Origin of the sequence: Orenia metallireducens (assembly GCF_003001995.1) — a bacterium.
GTDB lineage: Bacteria > Bacillota > Halanaerobiia > Halobacteroidales > Halobacteroidaceae > Orenia > Orenia metallireducens_B.
The window spans coordinates 63,384-88,978 of the sequence record NZ_PVNB01000010.1 but is presented as its reverse complement, the minus strand read 5'-3'; the positions used below and the strand labels follow the sequence as shown (position 1 = coordinate 88,978).

General features: G+C 31.7%; 34 protein-coding genes. 1 reads left to right on the top strand and 33 read right to left on the bottom strand.

Annotated features, from left to right (window positions below; all coding sequences use genetic code 11):
* From BX659_RS08785 to BX659_RS08775, 3 genes are all read right to left on the bottom strand, one after another.
* Nucleotides 1–777 carry a 3-ketoacyl-ACP reductase gene (locus tag BX659_RS08785; protein ID WP_097018969.1) on the bottom strand — a complete coding sequence of 259 codons (777 nt, stop codon included), beginning with the start codon at nt 775–777 and terminating at the stop codon, nt 1–3.
* A gap of 206 nt (nt 778–983) precedes the next feature.
* Complete coding sequence (locus BX659_RS08780) at nt 984–2,006, bottom strand: hydroxyacid dehydrogenase (RefSeq protein ID WP_097018949.1); 1,023 nt, start codon at nt 2,004–2,006, stop codon at nt 984–986.
* A 33-nt stretch (nt 2,007–2,039) separates the two neighbouring features.
* A complete protein-coding gene (locus tag BX659_RS08775; RefSeq protein ID WP_097018948.1) occupies nt 2,040–3,896 on the bottom strand; it encodes a DUF2264 domain-containing protein in 1,857 nt (618 codons plus the stop codon).
* A 307-nt stretch (nt 3,897–4,203) separates the two neighbouring features.
* Between BX659_RS08775 and BX659_RS08770 the strand changes: the two genes are divergently transcribed.
* Nucleotides 4,204–5,046 carry an AraC family transcriptional regulator gene (locus BX659_RS08770; protein WP_097018947.1) on the top strand — a complete coding sequence of 281 codons (843 nt, stop codon included), beginning with the start codon at nt 4,204–4,206 and terminating at the stop codon, nt 5,044–5,046.
* A gap of 180 nt (nt 5,047–5,226) precedes the next feature.
* Here the strand turns inward: BX659_RS08770 and BX659_RS08765 are convergent, their stop codons facing one another.
* The 30 genes from BX659_RS08765 to BX659_RS08630 all read right to left on the bottom strand — a co-directional run bounded on the left by BX659_RS08765 (nt 5,227) and on the right by BX659_RS08630 (nt 25,565).
* Nucleotides 5,227–5,664 (bottom strand): C-GCAxxG-C-C family protein, encoded by a 438-nt coding sequence (locus tag BX659_RS08765; protein WP_106231814.1) that lies wholly within the window; start codon nt 5,662–5,664, stop codon nt 5,227–5,229.
* A 32-nt stretch (nt 5,665–5,696) separates the two neighbouring features.
* Nucleotides 5,697–6,518, bottom strand: coding sequence for an EFR1 family ferrodoxin (locus BX659_RS08760; protein ID WP_106231812.1), 822 nt, complete (start codon nt 6,516–6,518; stop codon nt 5,697–5,699).
* Between the two features lie 103 nt (nt 6,519–6,621).
* Nucleotides 6,622–7,029, bottom strand: a complete 408-nt coding sequence (locus tag BX659_RS08755; protein ID WP_106231810.1) for a GNAT family N-acetyltransferase — start codon at nt 7,027–7,029, stop codon at nt 6,622–6,624.
* Nucleotides 7,030–7,065: 36 nt separating this feature from the next.
* Nucleotides 7,066–7,254 (bottom strand): hypothetical protein, encoded by a 189-nt coding sequence (locus tag BX659_RS08750; RefSeq protein ID WP_106231809.1) that lies wholly within the window; start codon nt 7,252–7,254, stop codon nt 7,066–7,068.
* A 38-nt stretch (nt 7,255–7,292) separates the two neighbouring features.
* Entirely contained in the window at nt 7,293–7,631 is a 339-nt protein-coding gene (locus BX659_RS08745; protein ID WP_097018942.1) for a hypothetical protein, read from the bottom strand.
* Nucleotides 7,632–7,709: 78 nt separating this feature from the next.
* Entirely contained in the window at nt 7,710–8,144 is a 435-nt protein-coding gene (locus BX659_RS08740) for a hypothetical protein (RefSeq protein ID WP_106231807.1), read from the bottom strand.
* A gap of 113 nt (nt 8,145–8,257) precedes the next feature.
* Nucleotides 8,258–8,647: a tautomerase family protein gene (locus tag BX659_RS08735; protein WP_106231806.1), complete on the bottom strand. Its 390-nt coding sequence runs from the start codon at nt 8,645–8,647 to the stop codon at nt 8,258–8,260.
* A gap of 62 nt (nt 8,648–8,709) precedes the next feature.
* Complete coding sequence (locus BX659_RS08730; RefSeq protein WP_106231804.1) at nt 8,710–9,543, bottom strand: prephenate dehydratase; 834 nt, start codon at nt 9,541–9,543, stop codon at nt 8,710–8,712.
* A 92-nt stretch (nt 9,544–9,635) separates the two neighbouring features.
* Entirely contained in the window at nt 9,636–10,610 is a 975-nt protein-coding gene (locus BX659_RS08725; protein WP_106231803.1) for a threonine ammonia-lyase, read from the bottom strand.
* Between the two features lie 37 nt (nt 10,611–10,647).
* A complete protein-coding gene (locus BX659_RS08720) occupies nt 10,648–11,094 on the bottom strand; it encodes a GNAT family N-acetyltransferase (protein WP_097018937.1) in 447 nt (148 codons plus the stop codon).
* A gap of 31 nt (nt 11,095–11,125) precedes the next feature.
* On the bottom strand, nt 11,126–11,545 hold the full coding sequence (locus tag BX659_RS08715; protein WP_097018936.1) for a hypothetical protein: 420 nt from the start codon (nt 11,543–11,545) through the stop codon (nt 11,126–11,128).
* Between the two features lie 124 nt (nt 11,546–11,669).
* Entirely contained in the window at nt 11,670–11,810 is a 141-nt protein-coding gene (locus BX659_RS19005) for a hypothetical protein (protein WP_172431963.1), read from the bottom strand.
* On the bottom strand, nt 11,804–12,319 hold the full coding sequence (locus BX659_RS08710; protein ID WP_097018935.1) for an NUDIX hydrolase: 516 nt from the start codon (nt 12,317–12,319) through the stop codon (nt 11,804–11,806). The genes BX659_RS19005 and BX659_RS08710 overlap by 7 nt, the downstream gene beginning before the upstream one ends.
* A 114-nt stretch (nt 12,320–12,433) precedes the next feature.
* Entirely contained in the window at nt 12,434–12,892 is a 459-nt protein-coding gene (locus tag BX659_RS08705; RefSeq protein ID WP_097018934.1) for a GNAT family N-acetyltransferase, read from the bottom strand.
* A gap of 361 nt (nt 12,893–13,253) precedes the next feature.
* A complete protein-coding gene (locus BX659_RS08700; RefSeq protein ID WP_097018933.1) occupies nt 13,254–13,520 on the bottom strand; it encodes an antitoxin in 267 nt (88 codons plus the stop codon).
* A 258-nt stretch (nt 13,521–13,778) separates the two neighbouring features.
* Entirely contained in the window at nt 13,779–14,630 is an 852-nt protein-coding gene (locus BX659_RS08695; protein ID WP_097018932.1) for an ornithine carbamoyltransferase, read from the bottom strand.
* A 116-nt stretch (nt 14,631–14,746) separates the two neighbouring features.
* Nucleotides 14,747–15,424 (bottom strand): MBL fold metallo-hydrolase, encoded by a 678-nt coding sequence (locus tag BX659_RS08690; RefSeq protein ID WP_097018931.1) that lies wholly within the window; start codon nt 15,422–15,424, stop codon nt 14,747–14,749.
* 39 nt (nt 15,425–15,463) lie between these two features.
* Nucleotides 15,464–16,228 (bottom strand): class I SAM-dependent methyltransferase, encoded by a 765-nt coding sequence (locus BX659_RS08685; protein ID WP_097018930.1) that lies wholly within the window; start codon nt 16,226–16,228, stop codon nt 15,464–15,466.
* Nucleotides 16,229–16,266: 38 nt separating this feature from the next.
* Nucleotides 16,267–16,743, bottom strand: coding sequence for a GNAT family N-acetyltransferase (locus tag BX659_RS08680; protein ID WP_216358827.1), 477 nt, complete (start codon nt 16,741–16,743; stop codon nt 16,267–16,269).
* Nucleotides 16,744–16,849: 106 nt separating this feature from the next.
* Complete coding sequence (locus BX659_RS08675; RefSeq protein WP_181186431.1) at nt 16,850–17,398, bottom strand: Stf0 family sulfotransferase; 549 nt, start codon at nt 17,396–17,398, stop codon at nt 16,850–16,852.
* A gap of 139 nt (nt 17,399–17,537) precedes the next feature.
* Complete coding sequence (locus BX659_RS08670) at nt 17,538–18,755, bottom strand: serine hydrolase domain-containing protein (protein ID WP_097018927.1); 1,218 nt, start codon at nt 18,753–18,755, stop codon at nt 17,538–17,540.
* Between the two features lie 288 nt (nt 18,756–19,043).
* Nucleotides 19,044–19,886, bottom strand: a complete 843-nt coding sequence (locus BX659_RS08665) for an AraC family transcriptional regulator (protein ID WP_097018926.1) — start codon at nt 19,884–19,886, stop codon at nt 19,044–19,046.
* Nucleotides 19,887–20,160: 274 nt separating this feature from the next.
* Nucleotides 20,161–20,850 (bottom strand): class I SAM-dependent methyltransferase, encoded by a 690-nt coding sequence (locus tag BX659_RS08660; protein ID WP_097018925.1) that lies wholly within the window; start codon nt 20,848–20,850, stop codon nt 20,161–20,163.
* A 183-nt stretch (nt 20,851–21,033) separates the two neighbouring features.
* The gene (locus tag BX659_RS08655; protein WP_216358826.1) at nt 21,034–21,936 is read right to left on the bottom strand and encodes an aminoglycoside phosphotransferase family protein; all 903 of its coding nucleotides are present in this window, start codon (nt 21,934–21,936) and stop codon (nt 21,034–21,036) included.
* Between the two features lie 16 nt (nt 21,937–21,952).
* Nucleotides 21,953–22,681, bottom strand: a complete 729-nt coding sequence (locus BX659_RS08650; protein WP_097018924.1) for an alpha/beta hydrolase — start codon at nt 22,679–22,681, stop codon at nt 21,953–21,955.
* 26 nt (nt 22,682–22,707) lie between these two features.
* Nucleotides 22,708–23,241 (bottom strand): GrpB family protein, encoded by a 534-nt coding sequence (locus BX659_RS08645; RefSeq protein WP_097018923.1) that lies wholly within the window; start codon nt 23,239–23,241, stop codon nt 22,708–22,710.
* A gap of 103 nt (nt 23,242–23,344) precedes the next feature.
* On the bottom strand, nt 23,345–23,518 hold the full coding sequence (locus BX659_RS19000; RefSeq protein WP_172431961.1) for a hypothetical protein: 174 nt from the start codon (nt 23,516–23,518) through the stop codon (nt 23,345–23,347).
* Nucleotides 23,519–23,559: 41 nt separating this feature from the next.
* Nucleotides 23,560–24,168 (bottom strand): class I SAM-dependent methyltransferase, encoded by a 609-nt coding sequence (locus BX659_RS08640; RefSeq protein WP_097018922.1) that lies wholly within the window; start codon nt 24,166–24,168, stop codon nt 23,560–23,562.
* Between the two features lie 171 nt (nt 24,169–24,339).
* Nucleotides 24,340–24,678, bottom strand: coding sequence for an inorganic diphosphatase (locus BX659_RS08635; protein WP_106231801.1), 339 nt, complete (start codon nt 24,676–24,678; stop codon nt 24,340–24,342).
* 113 nt (nt 24,679–24,791) lie between these two features.
* On the bottom strand, nt 24,792–25,565 hold the full coding sequence (locus tag BX659_RS08630; RefSeq protein ID WP_106231799.1) for a class I SAM-dependent methyltransferase: 774 nt from the start codon (nt 25,563–25,565) through the stop codon (nt 24,792–24,794).
* Between the last annotated feature and the right edge of the window lie 30 nt (nt 25,566–25,595).

The following is a 25,595-nucleotide window of genomic DNA, read 5'->3' as shown; positions in this document are numbered from 1 at the left end:
TTATAACCTCCTTAAATGAAATCCCCCATCTACATTGATAACTTCTCCAGTAGAGAAATTCAACTTACCTGAACAGAAGACTGAAACAGCTTTAGCTATATCTTCTGGATAACCCCAGCGTTTAATTGGGGTTACTCCTTCTTCAATTAATCTATCATATTTATCTGTTACTACCTCAGTCATCTTAGTATATATTATACCAGGTCTGACTTCATAAACATTAATTCCATATTCAGCTAATCTATCTGCATACAGTTTGGTTAGCATACTAATTCCTGCTTTAGAAATACAGTATTCTCCTCTAGCTGGTGATGAAGTATAAGAAGACATTGAAGAGATATTAACAATCTTAGGTTCTATCTCTAATCCTTCCTTCACTTCTTCTACCATTATATTAGCTATTTTTTGTGTAAAGAAGAAAGTACCTTTCAAATTAATATCCATCACAAAATTAAAGCTTTCCTCTGATGTTTCTAGGATATCCTTTCTCTCTTTAGGGGCTACTCCAGCATTATTTACTAAAAGATCTATCCGACCATATTCATTCATTACTTTCTGACAGAAATTATCCCGAGCTTGCTCATTAGTTAAATCACCTTGAAAATATAAAACAGGTAACCCTAATTTTTTAATCTGATCGATATTTTCTTGCACATCTTCAAGGTTTAGAAGATCAAAGATAGCTACTGCACATCCATCCTTAGCTAATTCTAAAGCAATACCATGACCAATTCCTCTGGCAGCTCCTGTTATAACTGCAACTTTTTCTTTTATGATTTTAATCAACTCCTATAATTATTAATTTATTGTACAGATAATTGGAAAATCAAATATAAAACTAACCTCACCCACAACTCATCTCCTAGATAGGAGCGACTTAAAGTAAGGTATGTATATTTTTTATTTATTTTACTTTATTGTTAAATATACGTAGATTAATGACTCTAAAATAAAATTAAAATATAACATTATATTGATATATTTTAAGCAAGCATTTGGAATTTTTCCTTAGTAATTTGCCACTTTAAAGGTTTATCATCTAGATATCTTTTCAATTCTTCAATCATATAAGCAGCCATTCTTTGGCATTCTTTATGATAGGAGCCTGCAAGATGAGGAGTCAAGACTACATTAGGCATTGTATATAAGGGAGACCCCTCAACTGGTGGTTCTGGATGAGTTACATCTAAAACTGCTTGAATATCAGTACGATCTTTTAGTACCTCAATCATTTCTGATTCATTAACCACTGCTCCTCGAGCCGTATTAATAAAAGTAGAATTCTTCTTCATAGATTTAAATAACTCTCCAATAATCATACCTTCAGTCTCTTTCAACCAAGGAGTATGTAAAGAAACTACATCAGCTTCTTTAAATATCTCTTCTAAGGAGCATAATTTGACATCTAATTCAGCAGCTTTTTCCTTAGAAACAAATGGGTCATAGGCTATTACTTCTAAATCAAAGGGTTTAAGTAACTCACAAACTAAACTACCAATCATACCTAAAGAAATAATCCCCACCTTACTCTTATAAGCACCAGGTAGCTTACCAGATACCTCTTCCACATAACTACCAAAACCATATTTATAATAATCTCTCTTCTCCTTGATAGTTAGAGCCAATTCCCAGCCACGCTTTAAACAGAATAGAATTTGGGATAATGTATATTCAGCTACAGGTACAGCATTAGCAGCATAAGCACTAGTAATTAGAATATTCCGGTCCCAAAATTCATCGCTAACAATCCCTTTAATTGATCCTGCACCATAAAATACCACCTTTAAATTTGGAGCTGCATCAAGAAACTCTTGGTCAATCTTAGGACCTCCCCAACCAGAAAAAATTACTTCAACATCATTCAGTAAGGATAAATTCTCTCTAATTGACTCTGAAGTCTGCTGTGGAGCATAAATATCCACCAGATTACTTATCTCTTTTCGTTGCTCTTGACCATAAATCATATCATAACTTTCATTTCCAAGAATATATAATCCTTTTAACATTTTATTCCCCCCTAATTCATCAATCTTTAAACTTTAAATATTGATTACAATCTCTGTACTATCTTTAGGATAGACTAAAATCTTATCATCTAGAATCTCAACTTTGGGAGCTACTAATGCCTCTTCGTAATTTTCAGCTTTTAATTCATCTCCTGCTATGTAGGATACTAAAAGATTTTCACCTATTTCTAATTCACTCATTAATGTAGGTATTGCTGTTCTAGAAGCAATTAGATTGGTATTTGGTTCAGCATAGATTACTCTTGATTCCTCAAAGCCACTGATTCTCTTAATCAAAGAATAATCATAATCTGTTTTGATAGCTATTCCATTATCAAGCTCTATCTCTTGAGCTTCTACTACCTTACAATTGGGTTTTTCTCTGGCAATTGCAAAGCCACCTTCTGCAGCTTGTAACTTTCTTTTAGTATTTATTTTATGAATTCTTAGATGCCATGGATAGCCAAAAACAACCCAACTCTCAATCTCTACATCATTCCATGGTTTCCAGACTGTTTTAAGAAAGTCTTCATTAATTTCTTGGGAAAGTGTTACTCGCTTTGATCTCCAGTAGTGACCTTCTTCAGATAGTGCTAAACAATTATCATATGCTCCTTGCTCTAAGCTACTATTTGCTCTTGGAATACTAAATCCAAATAGTGTAGAATAAACTAGCTTTTGATATTTTTCATATATAAAGATTGTCGGTGTCTTTGCTCCAGAATTATATTTTAAAACCTGATCTGAATTTTCTCCTCTACAGATTGCTCTTTTAGGTATGTACTGGATATGCTTCTCTTCCAACTTAGGAAGTTCTTTCTCTGCTACACTCCAGAATGGATGCTCATCTTCAAGGGCTAAAATAGTTAACGTTTTTAAAGCCCAGTAAGGTGAAGTAGGAGAATTATAAAGTTCTGCCATATTTAGATTTGGATAAGCATAACCTATTGTCAAAATACCATTTTCGTTAAAAATAGGTTGCTTCATCCACCATCTTAAATGCCTTAAAATTATTCCTTTGATAACACCTAGTTCAAAGGGCAGTTCCACATCTGTATAAACTAGCATACTCCAAAATGATCCCTGAGCAAATCTATAAGTTTGGCTCCTTCCAAAAGGAATACTTGCTCCATTTTTTGAAGACCAATAGATATACTCTTTTGCAAAAGTTGCAGCTCTCTGATTATATCTTTTAGATCTTTTAGGATATACATCAGACATATACTTAGCAAAAAACAGCCCATAATAATGCATAGCAAAGGGTAAGTAATAATCTATATTGGCATCATCGCCACCATCTCTATACCAACCTTCCTCAACATAATAGCTATCAAGCATATCTAAACTTTCTTCTAATTTCTCTTGATTATAAGTTAATCCTAAATGTTTAAAAGCTATATTAACTAACACTCTAAAAAACTGCCAATTGCAAGGTATCAATTCAACATGATTGACTTGATCTAACCACTGATATAAATTATCTTTTGCTTCCTTTGATAATGGATCCCAAAATTTTTCTGGAGCTAATACCATTGCATATCCAAAGGCAGCCATCTCTACCAACCTCTGATCAAATTTAAAGGCATTTCCCCAATAATATTCACTTTCTGGATCGCTACCATTCTCTATTCCCTTTATCATCTTGCTCCATATTTCATCATCATCACCACCACCTGCTTGAAAGGGAGCCAAGCCCCACAGCAATCTAGAAAAACCTTCTAAACCAGCTACACTATCAGTATAATGGGCAGAGGTATTTCCTAAATGCAATCTAGTATTTCCCATACAAAAACTATCCTTTAATGGTTTTAAAAGCTGTATTAGCATATCCTGTAAATCTTTTTTATCTTCTAATTTATTTTCGTAAATTTGTAATTTAAAATTCCTCATTTTTTCTCCTCCTAATTATATAGAACACTAATCAAAGAATAAACAATTAATTAATTTAATGAATAAGTTTTGAACTTATTCGTGTGATTTGTGGCTAAAAATTATTCTTGTTTGCTCTTTTGCTTTTAAAATTTCTAATATGAAATCTTTATCAGTTTATATTTTTACTAGTTCATTCTATCTTGTTACATTATAATTATAGTATAAATTATTACAATTTTCTTTGCTATTATTGCTTTAAAGATTGCAAATCTTGGTGTATAATATTAGTATATGACTTAATTATTTATCAAGAGGTGATATAGTTATGGAAAACCATTTCCACTACGAATCCCAAAATAAGTATAATATTGCTCAAAGTAAATCTATGACACTTCCTAAATTTCAATTACATGTTCATGACTGCTATGAATTATATTACTTTATTTCTGGTGATGTTACTTATTACATAGAAGGACAGAGCTATGAAATTAAGAATAATGATATCCTAATAATTAATAATCAAGAGCTTCATAAACCTGTATTTAATTCTGATCTCACCTATGAAAGAATGACTATCCACTTTAATCCTGAATATATATCAAAATATAATAACGATAATTTTAATTTACTCCAATGCTTTGAAGAAAGAAAACCTGGTCATTTAAATAAAATTGACCACTATAACATCTATGCTTACAAGATCGATCACTATTTTGATAAGATTATAGATTATATCAGAAGAAAACCTCCTGAAGCTGAAGTTATGATTGAAACAACCTTTATTCAAATTCTAGTCTTACTAAATAAAATATATAGTCAAACAGATAATCTTCATATTAAATCTGTTGATTGTGATCCTAAAATAACTAGAATACTCAATTTTATTAATAACAACTTAAATCGCAAAATAACATTGAAAATACTTCAAAATAAGTTTCATCTGGATAAATACTACATTTGCCACCTGTTTAAAGAAAATACAGGATTTACAATCTTACAATATATAAGATATAAGAAAATCATGAAATCAAAGGAGATGCTCTTGCAAGGAATTACTTGTAACGAGGTCAGCATTAGTTTAGGTTTTGGAGATTATTCTAGTTTTTATAGATCTTTTAAAGATATCTTGGGAATCTCACCTAGAGAGTTTATTAAAATCAATAGTTAATATAGCAGCTTCACAGCAGTTTAAATTTAATTTTTTACGGCTCTATGTCAAATAAAATAAATTTAATACAAAAATAAAAACCACAATTGAGAAATTTGAATATTTTTTCTCAAACTGTGGTTTAGTAAATAAAGTGGATTATATAAGATTCTTCAACTCTAAACTTAACATCTTAAATATCTACTCAATATCATTGAAGCTACTGTTATCAATTATAATTTTTGCACTAAATTCTACTGCTCTTTTAGTTAAATCTTCACATAAATGTGGTGGATTGTCATCTGCAAAGCCTTCTGGACGTAACTCTCTACAGAGTAGACTACCAAACTCCTCTTGAAATTGATCTGCAAAATCATAGCAAGATTTAACAATCTCTCCATTGGAAATTTCTCTCTTTCTACCTAAGACACCATAAAACATCAAGGTTCCTTCTACTAGCCCACATTGTGCTCCAAATTTTCCTGCACCATGCATGGCAATGGCAGCATCTAGCACTTGATCATCTAACTTTACTTTGTATATCTCTCCAAGTGTCTTTAACATTGTAGTAGCACAATTTAAGTCTTCCTCCCAATAATAATCATGTACCCGTTGTTCAATCAATTCTTTCAACTCCATTATTCTCACCTCATTTTCTATTTTTAACTTTTTTATAGATAAGTCCTAGGTTCCTTTCTCTTTCTACTCTTCATTTTCAAAATAAATTTTATAATCCATCCTTTTTTGAATTTAATCTTTCTTGCTTCTTGAGAACATACCCTGACACAGGCAAAACAACGTAAACAAATCATATCATTTATCTCCAAATCATCCTTAGCAATTGCTCCTACTGGGCATCTGCTAACACATATGCCACAACTATTACAATTTTCTTTTTCAACTTGAGGCTTTTCAGCAAAGAATCTAGCACTATTTCTTGGTAAAATTTTTGCCATTAAGGGTAATTTCCCTTCAATCTTTAACTCCGGTAATTTATGTATATCAGCTGTATTTTTTAGTTTTTTAGCTATTCTCTTCCCAAATTCCTCTGCCTGTTTTAAGTCAGCTCTGTCAGGACGACCTTGGGCTATCTCCAATTTAGAAGTGGAAAAGGAATGCTCTCCAATAAATGAAGCTGCTCCAACAACCTTAAATCCTCCTTGCTCCGCCAACGATTTTAGCTGTTTAAGTGCTATTCCCTCACCGATATTTCCATAAAGGGCAACTAAAATTATTGCTTGCCCTTCCCCTTTGAGCTTAGTTAAAGTTCTTTCAAGTATTTCTGGAATTCGTTCTTCATAGACTGGAACACCAAGTATTAGAATCTCCTTACTACTCTCAATATGGAGGTTAAATTTATCACGAATAGCAGGCTTAGTTAAATCTATCGCCTCTGTATTAGTAACTCCAATCCCCTTAGCTATTGCTGTGATTACCTCCTTGGTTGTATTGGTAGGTGAGAAGAAGATTTCAGTCACCTTATCTAGTTCCATTTCATCACTCCTTGTAATATTTCTAAATCAAAGTATCTTCTTAAAATAGCAAATCCAACATAAGTCATCTTAAACTTCATTTATACTCAGCTATAATCTCTTATTATTTATTCCGCTTGGTCAAGCATTCGTCCTTTCTAAAGCCAAACTGCTCATATAAACCATGAGCATCTCTAGTCTTTAAAAGCTGCAAGAGTACATTCTTTATACTTGGATGGTCTGTTGTACTTTGAACCAACCATTTTCCCAAACCAGTTTCTCTATATCTCTCATCAATAAATACATCAGCAATCCAAGCAAAGGTAACCTTATCAGTTACTATTCTACTAAAGCCTATCTGTTCTGTTCCTTTAAATAGTGATATAAATACAGAATTATCTATTGAATCGATGATAATTTCTCGCTGCCTATTAGTTGCCCAATAAGTTGTCTGTAAAGAGCTTATAACAAAATCGATATCAATTCTATCCTTATTATCTGTAATTAAATAAGCTCCTTGTCTTATTTCCATTTTTCATCTCCTTAATTTTTTATTTTCTATCTAGTATTACTGAATTTGATTATATTTTAGATAAAAATCTTTATCTAAGTCATAGAGAATAAAGCATCCTTTGTAAGCTTCAAAATATTTAGCAAAGTTTATATTTATATCTTTTAGTTCTAAATTATAAGTAGCTTCACAACCATAACTAAAAATAGATATTAGCATCAATACAATTAAAATAACCTTCTTCATTAAATTATTCTCTCCTTCTTAGAGATTTTTTACCTTTATTATCTTATTTTATTATGTAATTTAACGATATCTTGATCAACTAACTCTGGAAAATCTCTTTTAAATTTATCTTTAACTTTAAATACCTTTTGATAAAGTAACTGCTTAGATTTGATAATCTGTCTTAATAATAAAAATGCTAATCCAGAAAGAATAATTTGTATAACTGAATAAATGTAATTCTTGGCAAGTAATAAAAACATTCCATAAGTAAAAAAGCCGATTATAATTAATGCAAGCAGCGAGATAATAACTATATCTATATTTTGGCTATGGATAAAATTAACCAGTAATAAACTATGATTTACCTTTAACAATTCTCTCTCTTTATTATTCATTAACGCCCTCCTTAAGCATTAGCTCTTATAATTAGCCTCTTATTATGACAACGCTATTGATAAATAAGTATCTACCTATTAAAATCTAGCTTTCAGCTTCCGAGCAAGTAATAGATAGCTTGGTGCTAAGAAGATACCATTATATAATATAATCGTTTGCATTAAGTTAACTATAGTATAGTAATTTACTGGAAGATCTACTATCAGCCCTAAAGTACTAACAAGAAAATAAACAATCATAACCAGAAACAGCAAACTATAGTTTACAACTAATAACTGTCTACTAGTTAGCATTAATTCCTTCCACTCTTCATCTGCTAATAATACTCCTTTAAACCACCTCTTAAATATTTGATAGCTTAGACTCAATTTCTTAATAACCGCCATATAGATTAGATTAATAATTAGAATAATTACGAAAAAAATTATTGCCATATTGACTTCAAAGTAAATTATACCTGTAACAATAAATAATAAATCAATTAATAGTAATAGTATTGGAATAAGCCCCATCTATTTGTCCACCCCTATTGATTTCAACTTGACTTAATAATAATCGTAGAGCCTTTACTTTAAAATATTATCTCGTAGTCTGCTTCTCTTCTATTTGAATTTAAATATATCTTTTAAAGCTCTACCTTATAATTTAAAATTAACTCATCACCTGTCACTCCTCTAATTCCCCAATTAGATGGAGGAGTTTCAAAGATAGTTATCTCAATATCTTTAGAATCTATCTGCAACTCTTTTGTTATCCTCTTAAATAATAAGTTTATCAACTTCTTCTTAGTCGCTTCTCTTCTTCCTGCAAAAATGCTTATTTCGATTATTGTATAGTTTTTACTTCTACCTGCAGGAAAATAAAAGTTATCTTCTTTCATTGGAAAGAATCTATGAAATCTTTTGTCTACAGGATAGTCAAAGGCTTCAATTACACAAGAATGAATTATATCTGACATCTTCTTTTTAATTGGATTTAAATAACTCTCTAAACCATATATCTTAATCTGTCCCATAATGTAACCTCCTGATCCTTCTTAATTAGAAGTAAGCCAAAAATAAGAATTATTTTAAAAAGCTAATCTCCAAGCAATGAATAAGAACCCAAAATCTTAACTAGATTATTCTTTCTAATTTTATCGAGTGCTTCTCTTATCTCTTCTTCATATTTGTGCCCTTCAATATCAATGAAAAAATAATACTTACCAAGTTCTTGTTTAGTTGGGCGGGAGATGATTGATTTTAAATTAATATCTCTGCTTGAAAACTCATTTAAAATTTTAGACAGAACACCTGCTTGATCTGCTACTCCTTCCAAAATAATTATTGAAGTTTTATAGGTTTTATCTATCTTATAAGCAACCTTAGGCTTAGCAAGTACAATAAATCTAGTCTGATTATGCTCTGAATCAGCTACATTGTCAATACAGAGAGAAAAATCTTTTTTAGTATCAAGCAGATGTCTAGGAATGATTGCACCCTCAGCTATATGACCTTTTTTTACCTGAGAAAATGACTCACTATTACTTTCAGTAGTTATAAGCTTGATCTGGTTAAATTCATCCAAAAAATTATAACATTGACCGCGAGTCTTAAATTGAACATATATTTTTTCTATATCTGATATATTCTGACTATTAGCTACAAAGGAAAATTGAATTGGTATGATTATTTCATTGACAATATAAAAATCTGACTCTAAGAGTAAATCAAGAGTTCTTTGTACAAAACCATCAAGGGTATTTTCAATAGGTACAATTCCTAGATTACATTCCTGACCAATAGCCTTAAAGACCTGTCTTATTGTTGGATAATAGGATATTTCTAATTTTTTATTGCTTACTTCAATGTATTTCTTGGTAGCAATCTCACTAAAGGTTCCCATTGCACCAAGTGTTGCTATCTGATTCATTGCTATCCCTCCCCACTGCAAGAGCAACTAGAGTATAAGTTAGTCATCTATTCTCATCCTTTTAAAGAATATACCCCATCTAGTAGAATGAACTAAATTGATTGAATAACTTCCTTTAAAATCTTTTCATCTATATTAGCCCCACTCATTTGCAGAACTACCTTTTTATCCTTTAATTTATCCTTTAGCTTAAGGGCTGCCATAATTGGTGCACTACCTGCTCCTTCAGCGAGATTATGAGTATGCTTTAAAGCAAGAGTAATCCCTTTTTTAATCTCATCTTCATTTAATGTCACAAAATCATCAAGCTGATCTTTATAAATTGAAAATGGTAATTCATAGGCTGAGCCTGTGGCAAAACCACCTGCAAAGGTCTTATTTTCACTACTTTGAATCATCTTCTCTCTCCATGAAAGATAAGCAGCTTGGGAAGCCTCTGCTTGAACAGCAATGATTTCAATCTTAGGATTAATCTTCTTTAAAACAGTTATCGCTGCTGCAAGCTCACTGCCTGCTCCAATAGGTAATATCACTGCATCTACATCTGGTAAATCAGCTATGATTTCTAAAAATTCTGTACCTACACCATTAATTAAATGGGGCTCATTTGCAGCATGAATATAATACAAACCTCTTTCTTTACTTAAGCTTTCAACAACCTCTGCAGCCTCTTCAAAGTTATTACCCTCTTCTACTAGCTTGGCACCAGTATCAATAATAGCCTGATTCTTAGCTGAGTTATTTCCCTTAGGTACTACAACTACAGCATCCATCCCAAACCATTTAGCAGCAGTTGCTACAGAAATACCATGATTTCCTGTAGAGAAGGTGATTACCCCATTGACTCCTCCTTTCTTTAAATGGTGCATCACATTTATGCCACCTCTTATCTTGAAACTCCCACCTGGGTTATGATTTTCATGCTTTATGTATATCTCTGCTCCAATCAGCTTAGATAAGTTCTGATAATAATTTAACTTTGTCGGCTTTAAAAACCTATATACACTCTCCTTGGCCCGAAAGACCTCTTGAATAGATATTGGATAATCTTTTGTTGTAAAGCTCACTGCTATCTCTCCTTCCCTTTGTTTTTAACAATCCTAATTAAGATAGCCTTTCCATTCTTTGATGTAATATTCCTGTTTTATCTGATGCAAAGACCTCTCCTACTGCTTTAAAATCAAACTTTGTATAAAAATCAATGGCATCCAACCTAGCATTTAAATAAATCTTATCACTATTATTCTCGATTACTCTCTCAATAAGCCTCCTTATAATTTCCTCCCCTATTCCTTGACCCCTTACCTCAAGATCAACAACCACTTGAGATATTTGACTTATATTCTGATCTATTGTCAATCTACCATAACCGAGTACTCTTTCTGAATTAATACAGACTAAATGACTGCTCTCTTCTTCATTAGAGTCAGCTACAATCTCTCTAGGTAAACTTAAGTCTTTAAAAAAGTTTTCATATCGCAAATTTACCACTTGCTCATACCATTTGGAATCCAGTGAGATAAATTCAAAGTGATTATTCCCAAAATTCATTGTCAAAACTCCTTTACAATTGATTAGCTAATTAAGACAAAACAAGTTTCCTTGTCATCTCCAAACTAACAGGAATTCCTCCAGCAGCAAAATCAAATTCATGTAATGGGATTGTGATACACCATACATTTCTCCCATTCTGTGCTTTGACTTTATCACTAACTGAAATGAACAGCTTGGTAATCTCTGAAAATAGCTTCTTCTTAATCTCTTCATTGATTGCATCTGCAAAGATATAAACCTTTATCACAGCTTTATCATGCTTATCTTTCTCTCCACCAACATATAAACCATCAAACTCCTTGATCTCTAACAATGCAATTGACCTTGAAATCGAATTATCAACTAGACCCTCATATTTTAGAAGAATCTTTGTCAATCCTTCGGCAATAATAGATTTTTCCTCTTCATTAATAAGATTTTGACTCACTGAAACCTCTGCATATGGCATAATTTTTCTCCTCCTAATCATTATTTACCCACCACAATGGGGAGCTGATTAATCTAAAAAATCTTCAAACTCTACTACTCTCCCAGTTCTAATTCTAAAAGATTCTGCTATAAATCAACATTTTTTAATCAAATACAAAGCTAACTCTAGAATCCTTTGCCCATCTATCTCTTATTTCTTCTATATAGTTGCTTTTGTCATTATATATAATCTCTTCATATTCTTTAGTAAGTTTTGGTTGATTGGCTTTTATATACTCTAACATCTAGTAAATAAAAATTCCTCGAATTTCTTCCTCAAAGGTGCTAATCTCTCTGCAACTGGTGCTGCAACAGCTCCAGTCTTTATCATTTCATCTAATCTATCTATACTCACCCATTGGGCAGCAGCTGTCTCTCCCTCCTGCATTGTCAAATCAGCTATTAATATATCTTTTCTAACTATATAAGTATCAAAAAAGGCTGTTTCTTCCCTTCTAGTTCCTAGTAGGAATAACTCATCTTCATCAGTAGTGATTCCAGTCTCTTCAAATAATTCTCTTTTTGCTCCCATTCTACTTCTTTCTCCTGCTAGCACAGAACCACCTGTATTCTCCCAAAAATTAGGATAGTGTTTCTTCTCTGGATGGCGTAAGGTAAGCAAGATTTCATGCTTACTATTAACAGTCCAGACTTCTACAGCGATATGATATTCACCAGTTATCATTTGGTCTTGCCTATTATGAGTCTTATTTAGAGGTCTTCTATTTTCATCAAATAGATCCCATTTCTCCATTTCTAACTCCCCCCGTATAATCTCAATCTGCCTATCTTCTAAAGAATTATATAATTCTATCTTTTGAACTTGATTTTATCTTTTACTGTGAAGTTTTAATTAAATCTATATACCTTATAACTTTTTAGTATATATTCTAGTTACTTGATCACTAAATAGATCAATTCCATCTTCAATTCTTTGCCAGCCATATTTTTCGTAGTAACCAGCATGGTCAGTTGTGAGGTAAATATTTGAAAACCCCGCCTTCCTGGCCTGATCTTCAGCATACTCTATCAATAATCTTGCATAGCTATGCCCTCTTTCCTCTTCATCGACATATAAACAGGCCATCCATGGATATAAATCATGGCGACTAATAAAATCATTGGTTATCAAAGCTGAACAACCAATAATTTTATCCTCTTTTAGCATCAGATAAAATTGTGGTAATGCTTTGTCCGGTAGCGATGAATTTTCAATAGCATCTTGATAAAAATTATAATTGCTATCATCTCCCCAGACCCCATGAATATATTGGATTGCTTTAGTTAAATCGCCAGAAAATTCTTTTACATTGACTATATCGATCATTAACTTTCTCTCCCTTCCTTAATTTAAAGACAAAAAACCACAAGTCACTAGAACCTGTGGTTTAAAAATAGTTGCACTGAATGTATAGATATATCTAAAAGGATAGATATAAAGGATCAATTCAATTTAGTATCTGCCTCCAGGTAGGTCGTGAGATTTATTAATTTCTAAAAGATTAGACTCAAAAGTCTTCACTACTAAAGTTGGATAAATCATCACTCATAGCCCCCTGTCGATTATACTTTGAATTTCTTTTATTTAATACTATCAATAGTATATATTTCTTGCAAATGTATGTCAAGGATTATTATAATTTTTATGTAAAGTAATGTTAATTTTCTCTTTCTTAAGATAAAATTATTTATTCCAGCATCTTAGCCAATCTACTTTTCTTATATTTTTCTTGCTCTCTTACTAATTCTTTTTCAGCCTTCTTATCAATGATATACTCTAATTGCTCCATCATTATTTTCACATCAGCAATTTCACTAGCTACCTCTTCTAAAGTAATCCTTCCCCGATCATAATGGTTTAAAGCTACTATTAACTCTGCCATCTCCTCTATTGCCATTTTAGTCTGGACTTCTGCTCCCCATTCTTCCACTGCTTTCTTGGCTATCTCTTTCAAAAGATCATCTCCTATCTCGATTTTCAAATCTATTAATGACTAATTCATGTTAATCTCTGTATATCTGTAGCCAAAAATACTTATAGAATATCTTCTAAAATTATTTTTCTATTAACCTAAACAAATCTAAATTAAATTCAATCTCTCTAAAAGTAATTTAGCCCTCTTTTCAAAAAGGGGTACTTCGTTAGGCGAATAGTACTCTAGCTCGATACTCTCATTCATTCTTTCAAATTGCATATTGCTGATGTTAGCCCCTTATATACTCAATCCAAGACAATACGCTATTATAGCCTGCTGGACATATATCAAGTTCTTCTTAAATAAATGACCAACAAAATAATCTGAAGCTATTACATCCTTACTTACTTCTTCACCTCTAAAAAATGGTGGACAAGGATTTAATAATGCATTCTTATTAGCTAACCCCATCCTTTTTAAAGTTATTTGATATTTCTTAATATATTCTTGATTAGAATATTTATCTGGAAGTGAATCAGTAAGAACTATGTCACTACAATACAGTGTATTTTCAAGATCAGTAGTAAAACTATAATTATCATTATCAGGAGTAAATCTATTACCGTTGACACATACATGGTTCAATTTAAGATCCATTACTCTTGCAATGTTCATCCATGACCTTGAAATATTATTAGCAACACCAACAAATGTATATACTAACTCTTGATAGTCTTTTTTCAGCTTACTTATTGAATATAAATCTGTAATAATTTCACAAGGATGATTTTCTGTTGTCATCGCATTTATAACAGGTATTGCTGTATCCTTTGATAATTGTTCCAATTTACTTAAATCAGGATGTCTAACAATTATCCCTTCAGCCCAATTTTCAATATATTTTCCAACATCATATAAGCTTTCTTTTTTATCAAGTGTTTCAGGTGGAAATAAAATACAATTACCACCCAAATTCTTAATACCTTTTTCAAAAGATATTCTTGTTCTTAAACTTGACTCCGGAAAAAACAAGACAAAATCCTTTCCCCTTAAAATATTTGATCTATTACTTTTTTTGAGCTTATCTGTCAAACTAAATATATCTAAAATTTGTGTTTTATTTAAGTCTTCTATTCTTAATAAATCCATACTTTTTTACTCCCTTAATTTTATTAGCATTGTGCTGATTTTATATTTTTTTTCAGCTCCACAGAGTCAACTCCTATGACCAAATATTATTTGTTTTAAGTAGAACAAGCTATATTCTAATTGATAGCTCTATGAAGACCCTTCTCAAATTTAATCTGATCAAATTCTCCACCATGTCCTGGATAATATCTCTCACATCTATAGTTACTGATTTTCTTCCAACTTTCAATTAATAGTTCTTCATTATTAGCAAAGGGAGGATAAATAGATTGTGGTAAAAAGTTAAAGAGAGTATCACCACAAATACAATGCTTTTCGTTAATGATTACAGAGATTGAACCTATAGTGTGTCCAGGAGTATGAATAACCTTTCCCTTAACTCCAAACTCACTTAAATCAAACTCCTTCTCAACAATGATATCAGGAGTTACTGCTTCAAAACTTTCCTTTAAAAATTTATTTGCCAGCCTAGAAATAATCTTAGAAAAGAAGATAGTCCCCTTTGGAAATCCACTACTCCCAGCAGCTAATAAATCTTTTTCTTTACTATGTACTAAAACCAAAGCCCCAGATTTATCTTTTATCTTACTAAGACTTCCTACATGATCATAATGAACATGGGTAGCTATAATTAAGTTGATATCTAAAATATCTTTATTAATCTTTTTTAGAACTTTAACCAGATTAGTAACTTTATTTGGTATTCCTGCATCTACTAAAATCAACCCTTCTTCTCCTTGAATTAAATAAGAATTGGATTTTCCCATCTTGACTCTAATTATAGGATTGTTCATTTTGAAAAACCTCCTCAATTAAATAATAATATATGCTCATTACTTCTTTTGAGCAATTATCAAAAAGCGATGGCAACTAATATCAATATATCCTTGCTTTTCAATAAGCTGATGGATTGAATATAGTTGTTCATAATATTTATCAACACTAAAGTCTGGTATTTGCCAAGAAATTGCCTTTAAATGATAAATAATTGCTCCAATATCATAAAATCTAGTCTTAACCTCATCTTCCTTCATCTTGATTAGTTTAAACCCACCATTAAGTAGCTGTTTACTTGCTTGCTTTAAATCCCAAGCTTCAAATTCATAATTCTCTGCTCCTAATAATAAATTTAACTCTAGGTGATTTAAGGCCCCCACCTGTTGAGTAATAAAATAACCTTTTTCTTTTAAAATTCGATTAACCTCAGCAACTACATAGAATGACTGACGATTAATGATTAAATCAAAACTTTCTGATTCAACTGGTAGATTGTAGTCATCTTCTACTGGGTAAACTTTAATTCCCAAAGGCTCTAAGCTTTCTTTGGCTATTTTAATATTAAGTTTGTATCCTTCTGTAGCAGACGTATCCTCTGGCAAGAAGGATAAGCTAGATAAGAATTCTCCTCCACCTGTTCCCATATCTAACAGTGAACTAGCCTGTTTACAATAGTCCATTATCTCATTATAATAGTTCCAGCTAAGTGGAAACTCCCTTACTCGACCACTCTTCTCTAAATAACTAAAATCCCACCCTTTAAAATTCTTATTTTTATCTAAAATCAATTCTTCAAATTTTTCTTTTAGATTCTTTTCCATCTATATTGACTTCCTTTCTTTGTGTTTAATCCAAGATATTATTTGACTCCTTTTGCTAAAAATATATCTGGCTTACCAATTCCATTTGCATCTGGTAAAACACCTACAATTTTATAACCTAAGTTCTGATAAAATTCATAGGGATGTGAGTTTTTATTTTCAATAGTTTCTAATTTGTTAAACAAATCATCATAAAGATTAACATTAGATAATGATGTACTGTTATTTTCATCATCGCTACCTAAGCAAATTGTAATTCCACCTTTTGCTTTAACTTGATCTTCAAATTCAGTTACTAATAAAGTGCCTATACCCTGCTTTCTACCATACTTATTCACTACTAAAGGATGTAACTCCCATACATTACCACTATACTTTTTAATTCCACCTATCCAACCTATCGCATTATCAGAATCATTGATAGCTGCTATACTTATCCTATCTTCAGCAAATGATTCTTTTATATCTTTTAGCCACTTTCCATTACTGTTTTCTCCAAAAGCATCAATAAGCATTTCTTTAATATTATCTATGTATTCTAAATGATTAGACTTTAAATTAATTATTTTAATGTCAATCTCCTCCTACTAAACAACAAATATTAATATATAATCATCATACTTACCAACCAATATTCTCCCACTTCCTTTGTCTTTCTTTACGAAATCTCTGTACCCATTTCTCTGATAAGTCATCTGCCAATTTCTCAAAATAAGGTGGAGCAATCTTTACTTGATTAATATTTGCTATCTCCAAAAATTTTAATATTCTTATCACTGTTTCTTCATAATTGTCAATAAAATCTTCATAGACAATAGTTAGTGGTGTAATATTGCTTTCAGAAAAGAACTCTTGGGTTCCTGCTTCTCTAAGCACACTGTCTATCATCAAATGATTAATAGCATCATAGAGATATTCACCTTCAATATCAACTTCTTTTGGAACTTCTCCATGCTTTCTATGAAATTCATTTTTATTTATATCTTCTACTTCTACAAGAATATCAATTATTGGTTTTGCTTTAATTTCTTGTATAGCAGTACTACCAATATGATGTATATCAATAATGATTTCTTTGAAGATATCTTTAATTTTTTCTGCTTCAAACTCATAGTCTTTTTTCCAGTTAGGATTATATGAAACAACTTTAATTACTCTTTGCCTCTTCATTTTATTTGTACTATTTTTCACTTAATTATTCACCTCCAAAATATATTCAACTATTTATAATACGCAAAAGCCGCAGGTAATTATAATTACCTGCAGCTAAATTTAGATAATCTGACTCTAATTAATAAAATCAAATAGATTAATCCTCTAGTGCTGAAATAAGTAAGTTTCCTACACGCCCATTGATATTTAAAAACTCTGGTTTTGTAAAGTATACTTTTTCCACTCCAAAACATGCTATTGTCAGTTCATGGACTGGGTCTACAAGAATCCAGGTACCACCAAAGCCTGTATGATCTATAGAAAGATGTGAACGCATTGTTCCCTGTGCATCCTTCTTGTTACCATGTAAGTTCCAGCCATAAGTCCAGCTTGCATATTCCTCACTACCTTCTGAGATTACACCTTGATTATGATTTACAAAGAACTGAGCTACTGTGGCTTTTGACATAACTCGTTTACCATTATACTTTCCATCATTTAGAATCATCAGCATGAACTTAGTTATATCATCTACTGTAGTTTTAAGTCCCCAAGCACCGTTTTCACTGGTATAGTTATGTTCACTATTAAACCACTTACCATTTACAGCATCTTCCTCTCTTCCAATAACTCTATCCCACATCTTTTTAGGAAGTTTCCAATAGCTATCCTTCATTCCCAAAGATTTAAACATTCTTTCTTGTGCATATTCATCAATTGTCTTGTCAGAAACCTCTTCTATAACCTCTTTTAGTAGGGTAAAACCATAACCTAAGTAATCCATTTCCACATGAGGTTTTCTTTTAATTGGCATTTTTAATGAGATAAGATATTCAGGATCTGCCATCCTTCCTGTTGCATCTGCTGATATATTCATCTTCTCCTTCACTTCATTAATGAATCCTTCCCAATCAAAATCATCTCCACCTGGTGCTTTCATATTCAATTCTTTCTCAACATATTCCTTTTCAAATTCTTCAAGGTCACTAACAAATATTCCACTGGTATGTGTCATCAGGTGCCATAAGCAAATATCCTCTCTACCTCCTCCAGTAAATTCAGGTAGATATTTCTCAACAGGTTCTGTGATATCAAGCAGTCCATCCTCTTGCAGGCACAAAATCAAAGCTGCCACAACTGGTTTTGTAACGGATTGCACACTATATAATAGATCCATCTTCAATCCATATTCCTTTGTATTTCTTCCATAGGTCTTTTCAAAAATTGTTCTTCCTCTTCTGGTTGCCTTAAATACAATCGCCTGTCGCTGTCCATCATCAATATAGCTTTGTAAAGCTGAATCTAACATCTTTAATCTGTCGAGATTTAATCCTAATTCTTCATAATTTTCTTTTGCTATTTTTGTGATTCCCATTTTACCCCTGCTTTCTTTTATAAATTTAATATTGTAACCCGTTGTGCTAGTTAAATTTAAATACTAATAGTGTCTTTTTATGGGGATATTGCGACACTTTAACCTCAGTGTATAGTGTAAAGTTGATAGTGGATAGTTAAGTTCAAAACCTTAGAACATAAAGAGTTTAATGGTTTAACTATCAACTAGAACGAAAGTGTCGCATTATCTCTATATTGTATCAGTTCTTCTACTAGCACAAAGCATTATTATAAGTATTTAGAAACATATAACGCAGATATAATGAATCTAAGCTATAATTGGAACCCATAATTCATCTTTAGGTTCATGATCTGGAGCATAATAACATTCAATACAAGGTAAATCAGCTAATTCATATCCTGATGTTGGCAACCATTCAGTATATAACCTTTTCCAGGCATCAGTTACATCAGGAAAAACCGCCCATGTACTTTTGGGGATTACTATCTTTTCCATATCCTCAGGTACTTTATTTTTATAACGGACTCCTATCATATACTCAAACTTTTCATCGGTAATAGAAGGTTGCTCACCCACTACTCCTAATAAACTTTCTAGCTTACATTGAGGATCTTCCCATGACATATCAATTAATCTCTGTACTAAGCCTGTCTTGCTAGCTTCTTCCCATATTTTAGGTACCATCTCAAAGGATTTTTCAGTAAGAATAGTATTTTTTACTCCTACAACTGTAAACTCAAAATCTAGTCTTTCAATTCTGTACTCCATTTCAACATCTCCCTTAATAGTAATTTGAAAGGACATCTTAGGAAAGGCTTTTAACTGTACTCCATTATTACGGGCTATTGATGGATTAACACCATGAAGATTGTAAAAAGCACGGGAAAATGAGTCTGCTGAAGAATATCCATATTTCATAGCAAGATCAATTATTTTGATATCACTATTCTGTAATTCAAATGCTGCAAGTGATAACCTCCTACGGCGGATATACTGAGATAATGTAATCCCCATAATTGATGAAAACATTCTAGAAAAATGATACTTTGAACAACATGCCATTTTAGCTACTTTGTCATAGCTAATTTCATCTGCTAAATTCTCTTCAATATATTCCATTACTCTATTTATTTGTTCAAGCCAGTCCATATTATCAATCCTTTCAATTATAGTATATATGAATTTAAATTTTCTTTCCCGACAATTCTTGTACAAATATATCGGATATAATCATTAATAACTTTATACTATATGCCATATAACAGTTCAAGGGTTTGCAACGCCGTTGTTTTCATCTTAGCCTTTATTTTCACCACCGAATCTCACATAAGTCATCCCACTACTCTCCAGTTAATCAGTGTAGCTAAAACATCTTATTATCTGTAATAGAAGTATCTTTCACACACTTACTAAAAAATATTTTCTATGCTTTTGTTGCAGTCACTAGATATCTCCATAATTGTTCACCAATTCTACCATCAATTATATTTTCTTTTATCTTCTTTTCGAGTTTATCTTTATTTTCTTCTATTGTATAATCTGGATTACCTGGTATAGCTGTTAACCACTTAGCATATTCAATTTCATTAGGAAAGTAAATATAAGCTTTATCAAATATTTCTATTTTTATATTAATGAAACCACCTTTTATTAATCTTTCCTTTGCTTTTTCTAAGCATGCAGGATGAATACTAAATATTCTCCCACCTGAACGAAGAATTCTAATGTAATTGTATATAGAAGTGGGTCCCCTTCTATTATAGATTAAATCAAACTGTTCATCCTCGAAAGGAAGTCCATCTTTATCCTTTGTATGGGCGTAGATAAATTTTACATTATTAATTTCATTTATTTCTTGCAACGATAAGCTAGCTATCTTTAATAATTCGTTAGAATTATCAAATCCAATAATCTTTTTTGCATATTTAGCCATCTTTAAAGTGAATTCCCCATCTCCACATCCTGCGTCTAATACCGATTCATAACTTGGCAACATTTCTATTAATCTCTTTTCAAATTCTTCTTCACCCGATTCTCCTTCAATTGTGTAAATAGCATTACTTTTGTAGCCACCATTTCTTTTAGCGATCATATCATACCAGTCCATCCCCATAATAAAAGGTCCTCCTTAACTTTTTAAAACTTAATTCACCCCTATTTCACATAACTCATATCTTTATGACACTGCTTAAGTAAAGATACAAATTATCTATTAACAAAGTTGATATCCTTATTATATATAACCACTTACATAATTAATCATTGTCAAAATTACTCCCCCACATTACAAGAAAAATTATATTTTCAGATACCAATCGGGAATATATGTTGTGAAACCATCATACCATTTCAAAACTTCATCAGCTTGCTTCAGCATCGTATTAACCTCTTCTTCTCCAAAGGGAATAGCCCAAGAAATCGCTCCAAGCTGATTATTTGCAATGTATAATGCCAGTAATCTAAAGAATAAATCAGGTACCTGATTTTTAAAATACCCATTAATATATCCTGAGGCAAAGCTAGGACTCTTAGCAACAGACCAAACAATTCTATTAAACTCTTCCCAAGGGTCACCGTAATCCCACCTGTTAAAATCAATTATCCCCAACTCTCCTACTGGTGTAATAATCATATTCCCTACATGATAATCTCCATGCTGAAAAGACTGGGGTCGATTTAACAACAGAGAACGATTTTCTTCGATATAGCCAATCATTTTGTCAGCACCTTCAAACTGAATGCTACAAGATTTATAATTTGATATCTTTCTGTCAATCTTCTTATTAAACCTTTCTGACCAGCTAGGCTGATCCTTAGGAGCAGGAATACTATGTATCTGTCGCAAAATCTCTCCAGCCTTAACTCCAAGGTGATACTGCTCCTTATCATCAAAGGTAGGTAGAATAATCTCAGCATCCTCTCCAGCAATCCAAGTCAGCAAAGAATAGACTGCTTGACCCTTATTACAGACTCCAAAATCAATAGGTTTCGATACTAAAAAATCCATATTATCAAGTCTTTTTAAGGAATTATATTCTTTTTTCTTCTGTTCATACTCTTTTATATCTGATACTCTCAATAACAATTCTTCCTTGTCTCTAGTTTGGATATAATATTTCTGATCCTTAGACCAACCTTTGTTAACTGCTTTTACAATCTCCCAATGATCAGAATTAGGAATTTGCTTATAGTCTATCAATTTTTCATCTCCTTATTTAGAATAATTTTTCTTCAGCCCATTCCCTAAATGCATCCAGCTGCTGTTCAGTATGAAAGTAATGTTCTCCATTTTCGATAACCTCTACCTCGGCTTGATAGTTCTTGGCAAACTCTGAAATTAGTTCCCACTGTGTCATATTATCTGCTGAACCATACAGAATTACAATTGGACTCTGACCCAGAAAAGAGAGTGGATTCTTCTTTATATAAGAGTAATAGTTCCAATATAAGTTATGGTCAATTGGCAATTCAATTCTCTTTTCTAATCTCAATCTCTCTTCACTAATATTAAAGCTTTTCATCATCTCTTCTATGATCTGCTCTAAATTAACTACTGGCGACAAAAATAAACTCTGCTTTAGCTGAAATTGCTGATAAGCCAGCATACTGAAATAAGCCCCTATACTACAGGCAAAAAGGCTCAGATCATCTGCTAAAACTTTAGCATAGTTATAAACTGCCTTTAAATCACTTACACAAGTTTGTGGAAAACTTTCATCATTCCCATCTACTCGCTCCCCATGTCCGGGTAAATCAAAACTTAATACCTGATAACCCTGTGCCACTGCTATTTCTGCCATGATAGCTATTATAGTATCCTCTTTATCTGAGAAATTGCCATGAACTGCTATTAAGATTTTATTGCTCTTTTCTCCCCATAAGATAGCAGGGATTTGGCTATTCTGATTTGATATTTGTAAGTAATCTTTATGTATTTTTTTCATATTAATCATGCCTCCAAACATAATTGTTATTCTTTCTCTTGATGGTAAATAGTCCGCTCTAATATACTTTCTACAAATTCAGATTTTTTATTACAATAACTATCTCTATCATCTCTATAAGCTTCAGCTAACTTATACTTTAAAACTTCATACTCTTCTCTTGCTTTGGTATTCTCTCTTAAATAATCTCTAAAAGCAATATGCTCTAAATATCCTTTACCATCTTTAGGACATACATATAAATGATAGTTCATCAACCCATCATCACATCTTCTCTTAAATACTTCACGCCCTTCAACTCCTAAATTTCCTTCATGTTCATAGCCTTCTTGTTCTAAACACTCAATAATCTTTGGAAATATATCATAGCTCTCAATCACAACATCAATATCTATAACTGGTTTAGCAGCTAATCCTTCAACAGATGTACTTCCTACATGTTCAATTCTTAAAATTAAATCACCAATATAACTATCTATCATGGTCTTAATCTTTGCAAATTCTTCTTTCCATTCTAGATCATAGGGAAGAAGCTCAACAACTCTTCTTCTTTCTGACACTTTAACTCCTCCTATCAAATGATATTATTTATAAATCAAAATCTACATTCACTGAGCATTTTTAATCTCAAATCATATATAATTCTTATTTATACCTCTAAACTTAAATATTACTATTAACTACCAGCTCATAATCAGGTATATCTTCTTCAATATTCCTGACATCTTTAATTAAACAACCACTTAAACTAATTACTAATCCTATGATACAAGCAAAAAAGAACATAAGAGCCATACCTGATCCTTTTCCTGTACCGACTAATCCTCCAAAATTCATCTTTAAAATTACATATTATATGATGTAATAGAGTTGCTAAATTACTTTTTCACAATAAAATAATGGAACTCAAAATCTTTTTCAAGCATAATTTTTTCAGATTTGACTATTTGAAAATGCTCTTGTAGCTTTTCTAAATAATTCTCATACCTATAAAATGAGAAAAACCTCTTTTCAGAATAATGATCCTTTTCATTTATACCCTCAAATTCCGTTCCACCATAAACTCCAAGATAAAATAAACCTTTTGTCTTTAATACTCTTTTCAATTCTATTAATACATCATCTAAATCCCTTTTAGGTATATGTAATAAACAGTTTAATGAGTAAAGAGCATCAAAGCTTTCATCTGAAAATGATAAATTATATAAATCCATTTCATATGCATTAATACCCTTTTGTTTACAATACTTAACATGTTTATTAGATAAATCTATCGCAGTTACCTCCAAACCTTCGTTCTGAAAGAAAGAACTATCCTGCCCAGTACCTGCACCTACATCCAAAATGGTTGTTAGATTGTCTTTTTCAATCATTTGTAAAAATTCTTGTCTAATTTTCACTTTCCAAGGCTGTTTTTTCGATTTATGACGTTCATCAGCATGTTGATTATATATTTGCTTAAGTTCTTCTTTAATTTGACTAGACAATATAAATCTCCCCTTTTATAAATATAAAGTTAGCTATACTATTATCTTACAATTCACAATCAATCCTAAATTAAATCTAAAATAAGTCACCATTTGAGCTATATAATTACTAAACCTTTTATTCTTCAAAATTTTTAAATAAAAAGTTGTTTTAAATTCCTTTGTTACCTGTTATTTATCAAAGACGATAATCTCTATCTCAAAAAATCTCTCTTGAAACTCCGTTAAGGCTTTAATAGCTTCCTTCCCATAGTAATTTTTCTCTGCTGCTACCACTAGCTTATCCTCATCATCATCTTTGCGCTGTATAATTCCAATCACCTTTCCCCGATATTGACTAATTGGCTCATGTACACCTAATACATAAGCATCTATCTCTTCACCATCACCACCTATAGTATTCGGTATATATCCATAATTTAGAGGATAATAAAAACCATACTCTGGATGCTTTGAGCCTAGTGGTCGATCAATTTTCACTTTTACTTCTCTACCTAGATATTCTTTCAATTTTAGACCTCCTTTCTAAATTACCTTCTTAAAATTGATGAAACTCCAATACCTCAAATTATATTTAATATTTTGCCTAATAGAATAATTACTAAGTATCATTTAAGATTATTTTATGAGGGTTTCCTTGCTAAATACAGATCTACAGTATCATAGACCTTCAAAATACCACCATGTCTGTTTATTGCTGATTTGATCTCAGCTTCAAATTCTGCCTTGATATTTGGTAGAAGGATACGATGATCTGAATAGGTATTTAACAGACAGACATAATCCTCTGCATTAAAGCTTCTAGTTTGATGAAACAATTTGAACTCTAAGTCTACAAAACCATACTTTTTAATTGTATCAATTCTCTTATTATACCTCTCTTGATCATGCTCAATCAGAACCTTAGTTGATGGTCTATACTTATCGTAAATAGCTTGAATCTCTTGATGAAGAGGATCATTGTCTCTGCCAACAAAGGGACGATTCCAAAAAAGAGTCATCGTACCACCCCTCTTAAGTAAATCAAGGACTTTTGGATAAGCAATTTCCTCTGGAAGCCAATGAAAAGCAGTCGCAGAATAAACTAAATCAATGCTATTAGAGTCACATTCAAAGTCTTCAAAGGAGATATTCTTAATCTTAAAATTATTGTAACTACTAAATTTTTCTTTTGAATAATCTGCTAATTTATCTCCGAATTCAATTGCTCTAACAGCACAACCTGTCTCTAAAATCGGTCTAGTTGCTTGACCAGTCCCGATCCCAATTTCAAGTGAATGCTTATTACAGTCAAGACCAGAATAATCAATAATCTCTTTAAACAACTCTTTAGGATAGCTAGGTCTAAACTTGTCATAATTTTTTACATCTTGATTGAAGGTCAGTTTTCTATCCACTTGATTCACCTCATTAAATAAAGTCAATTT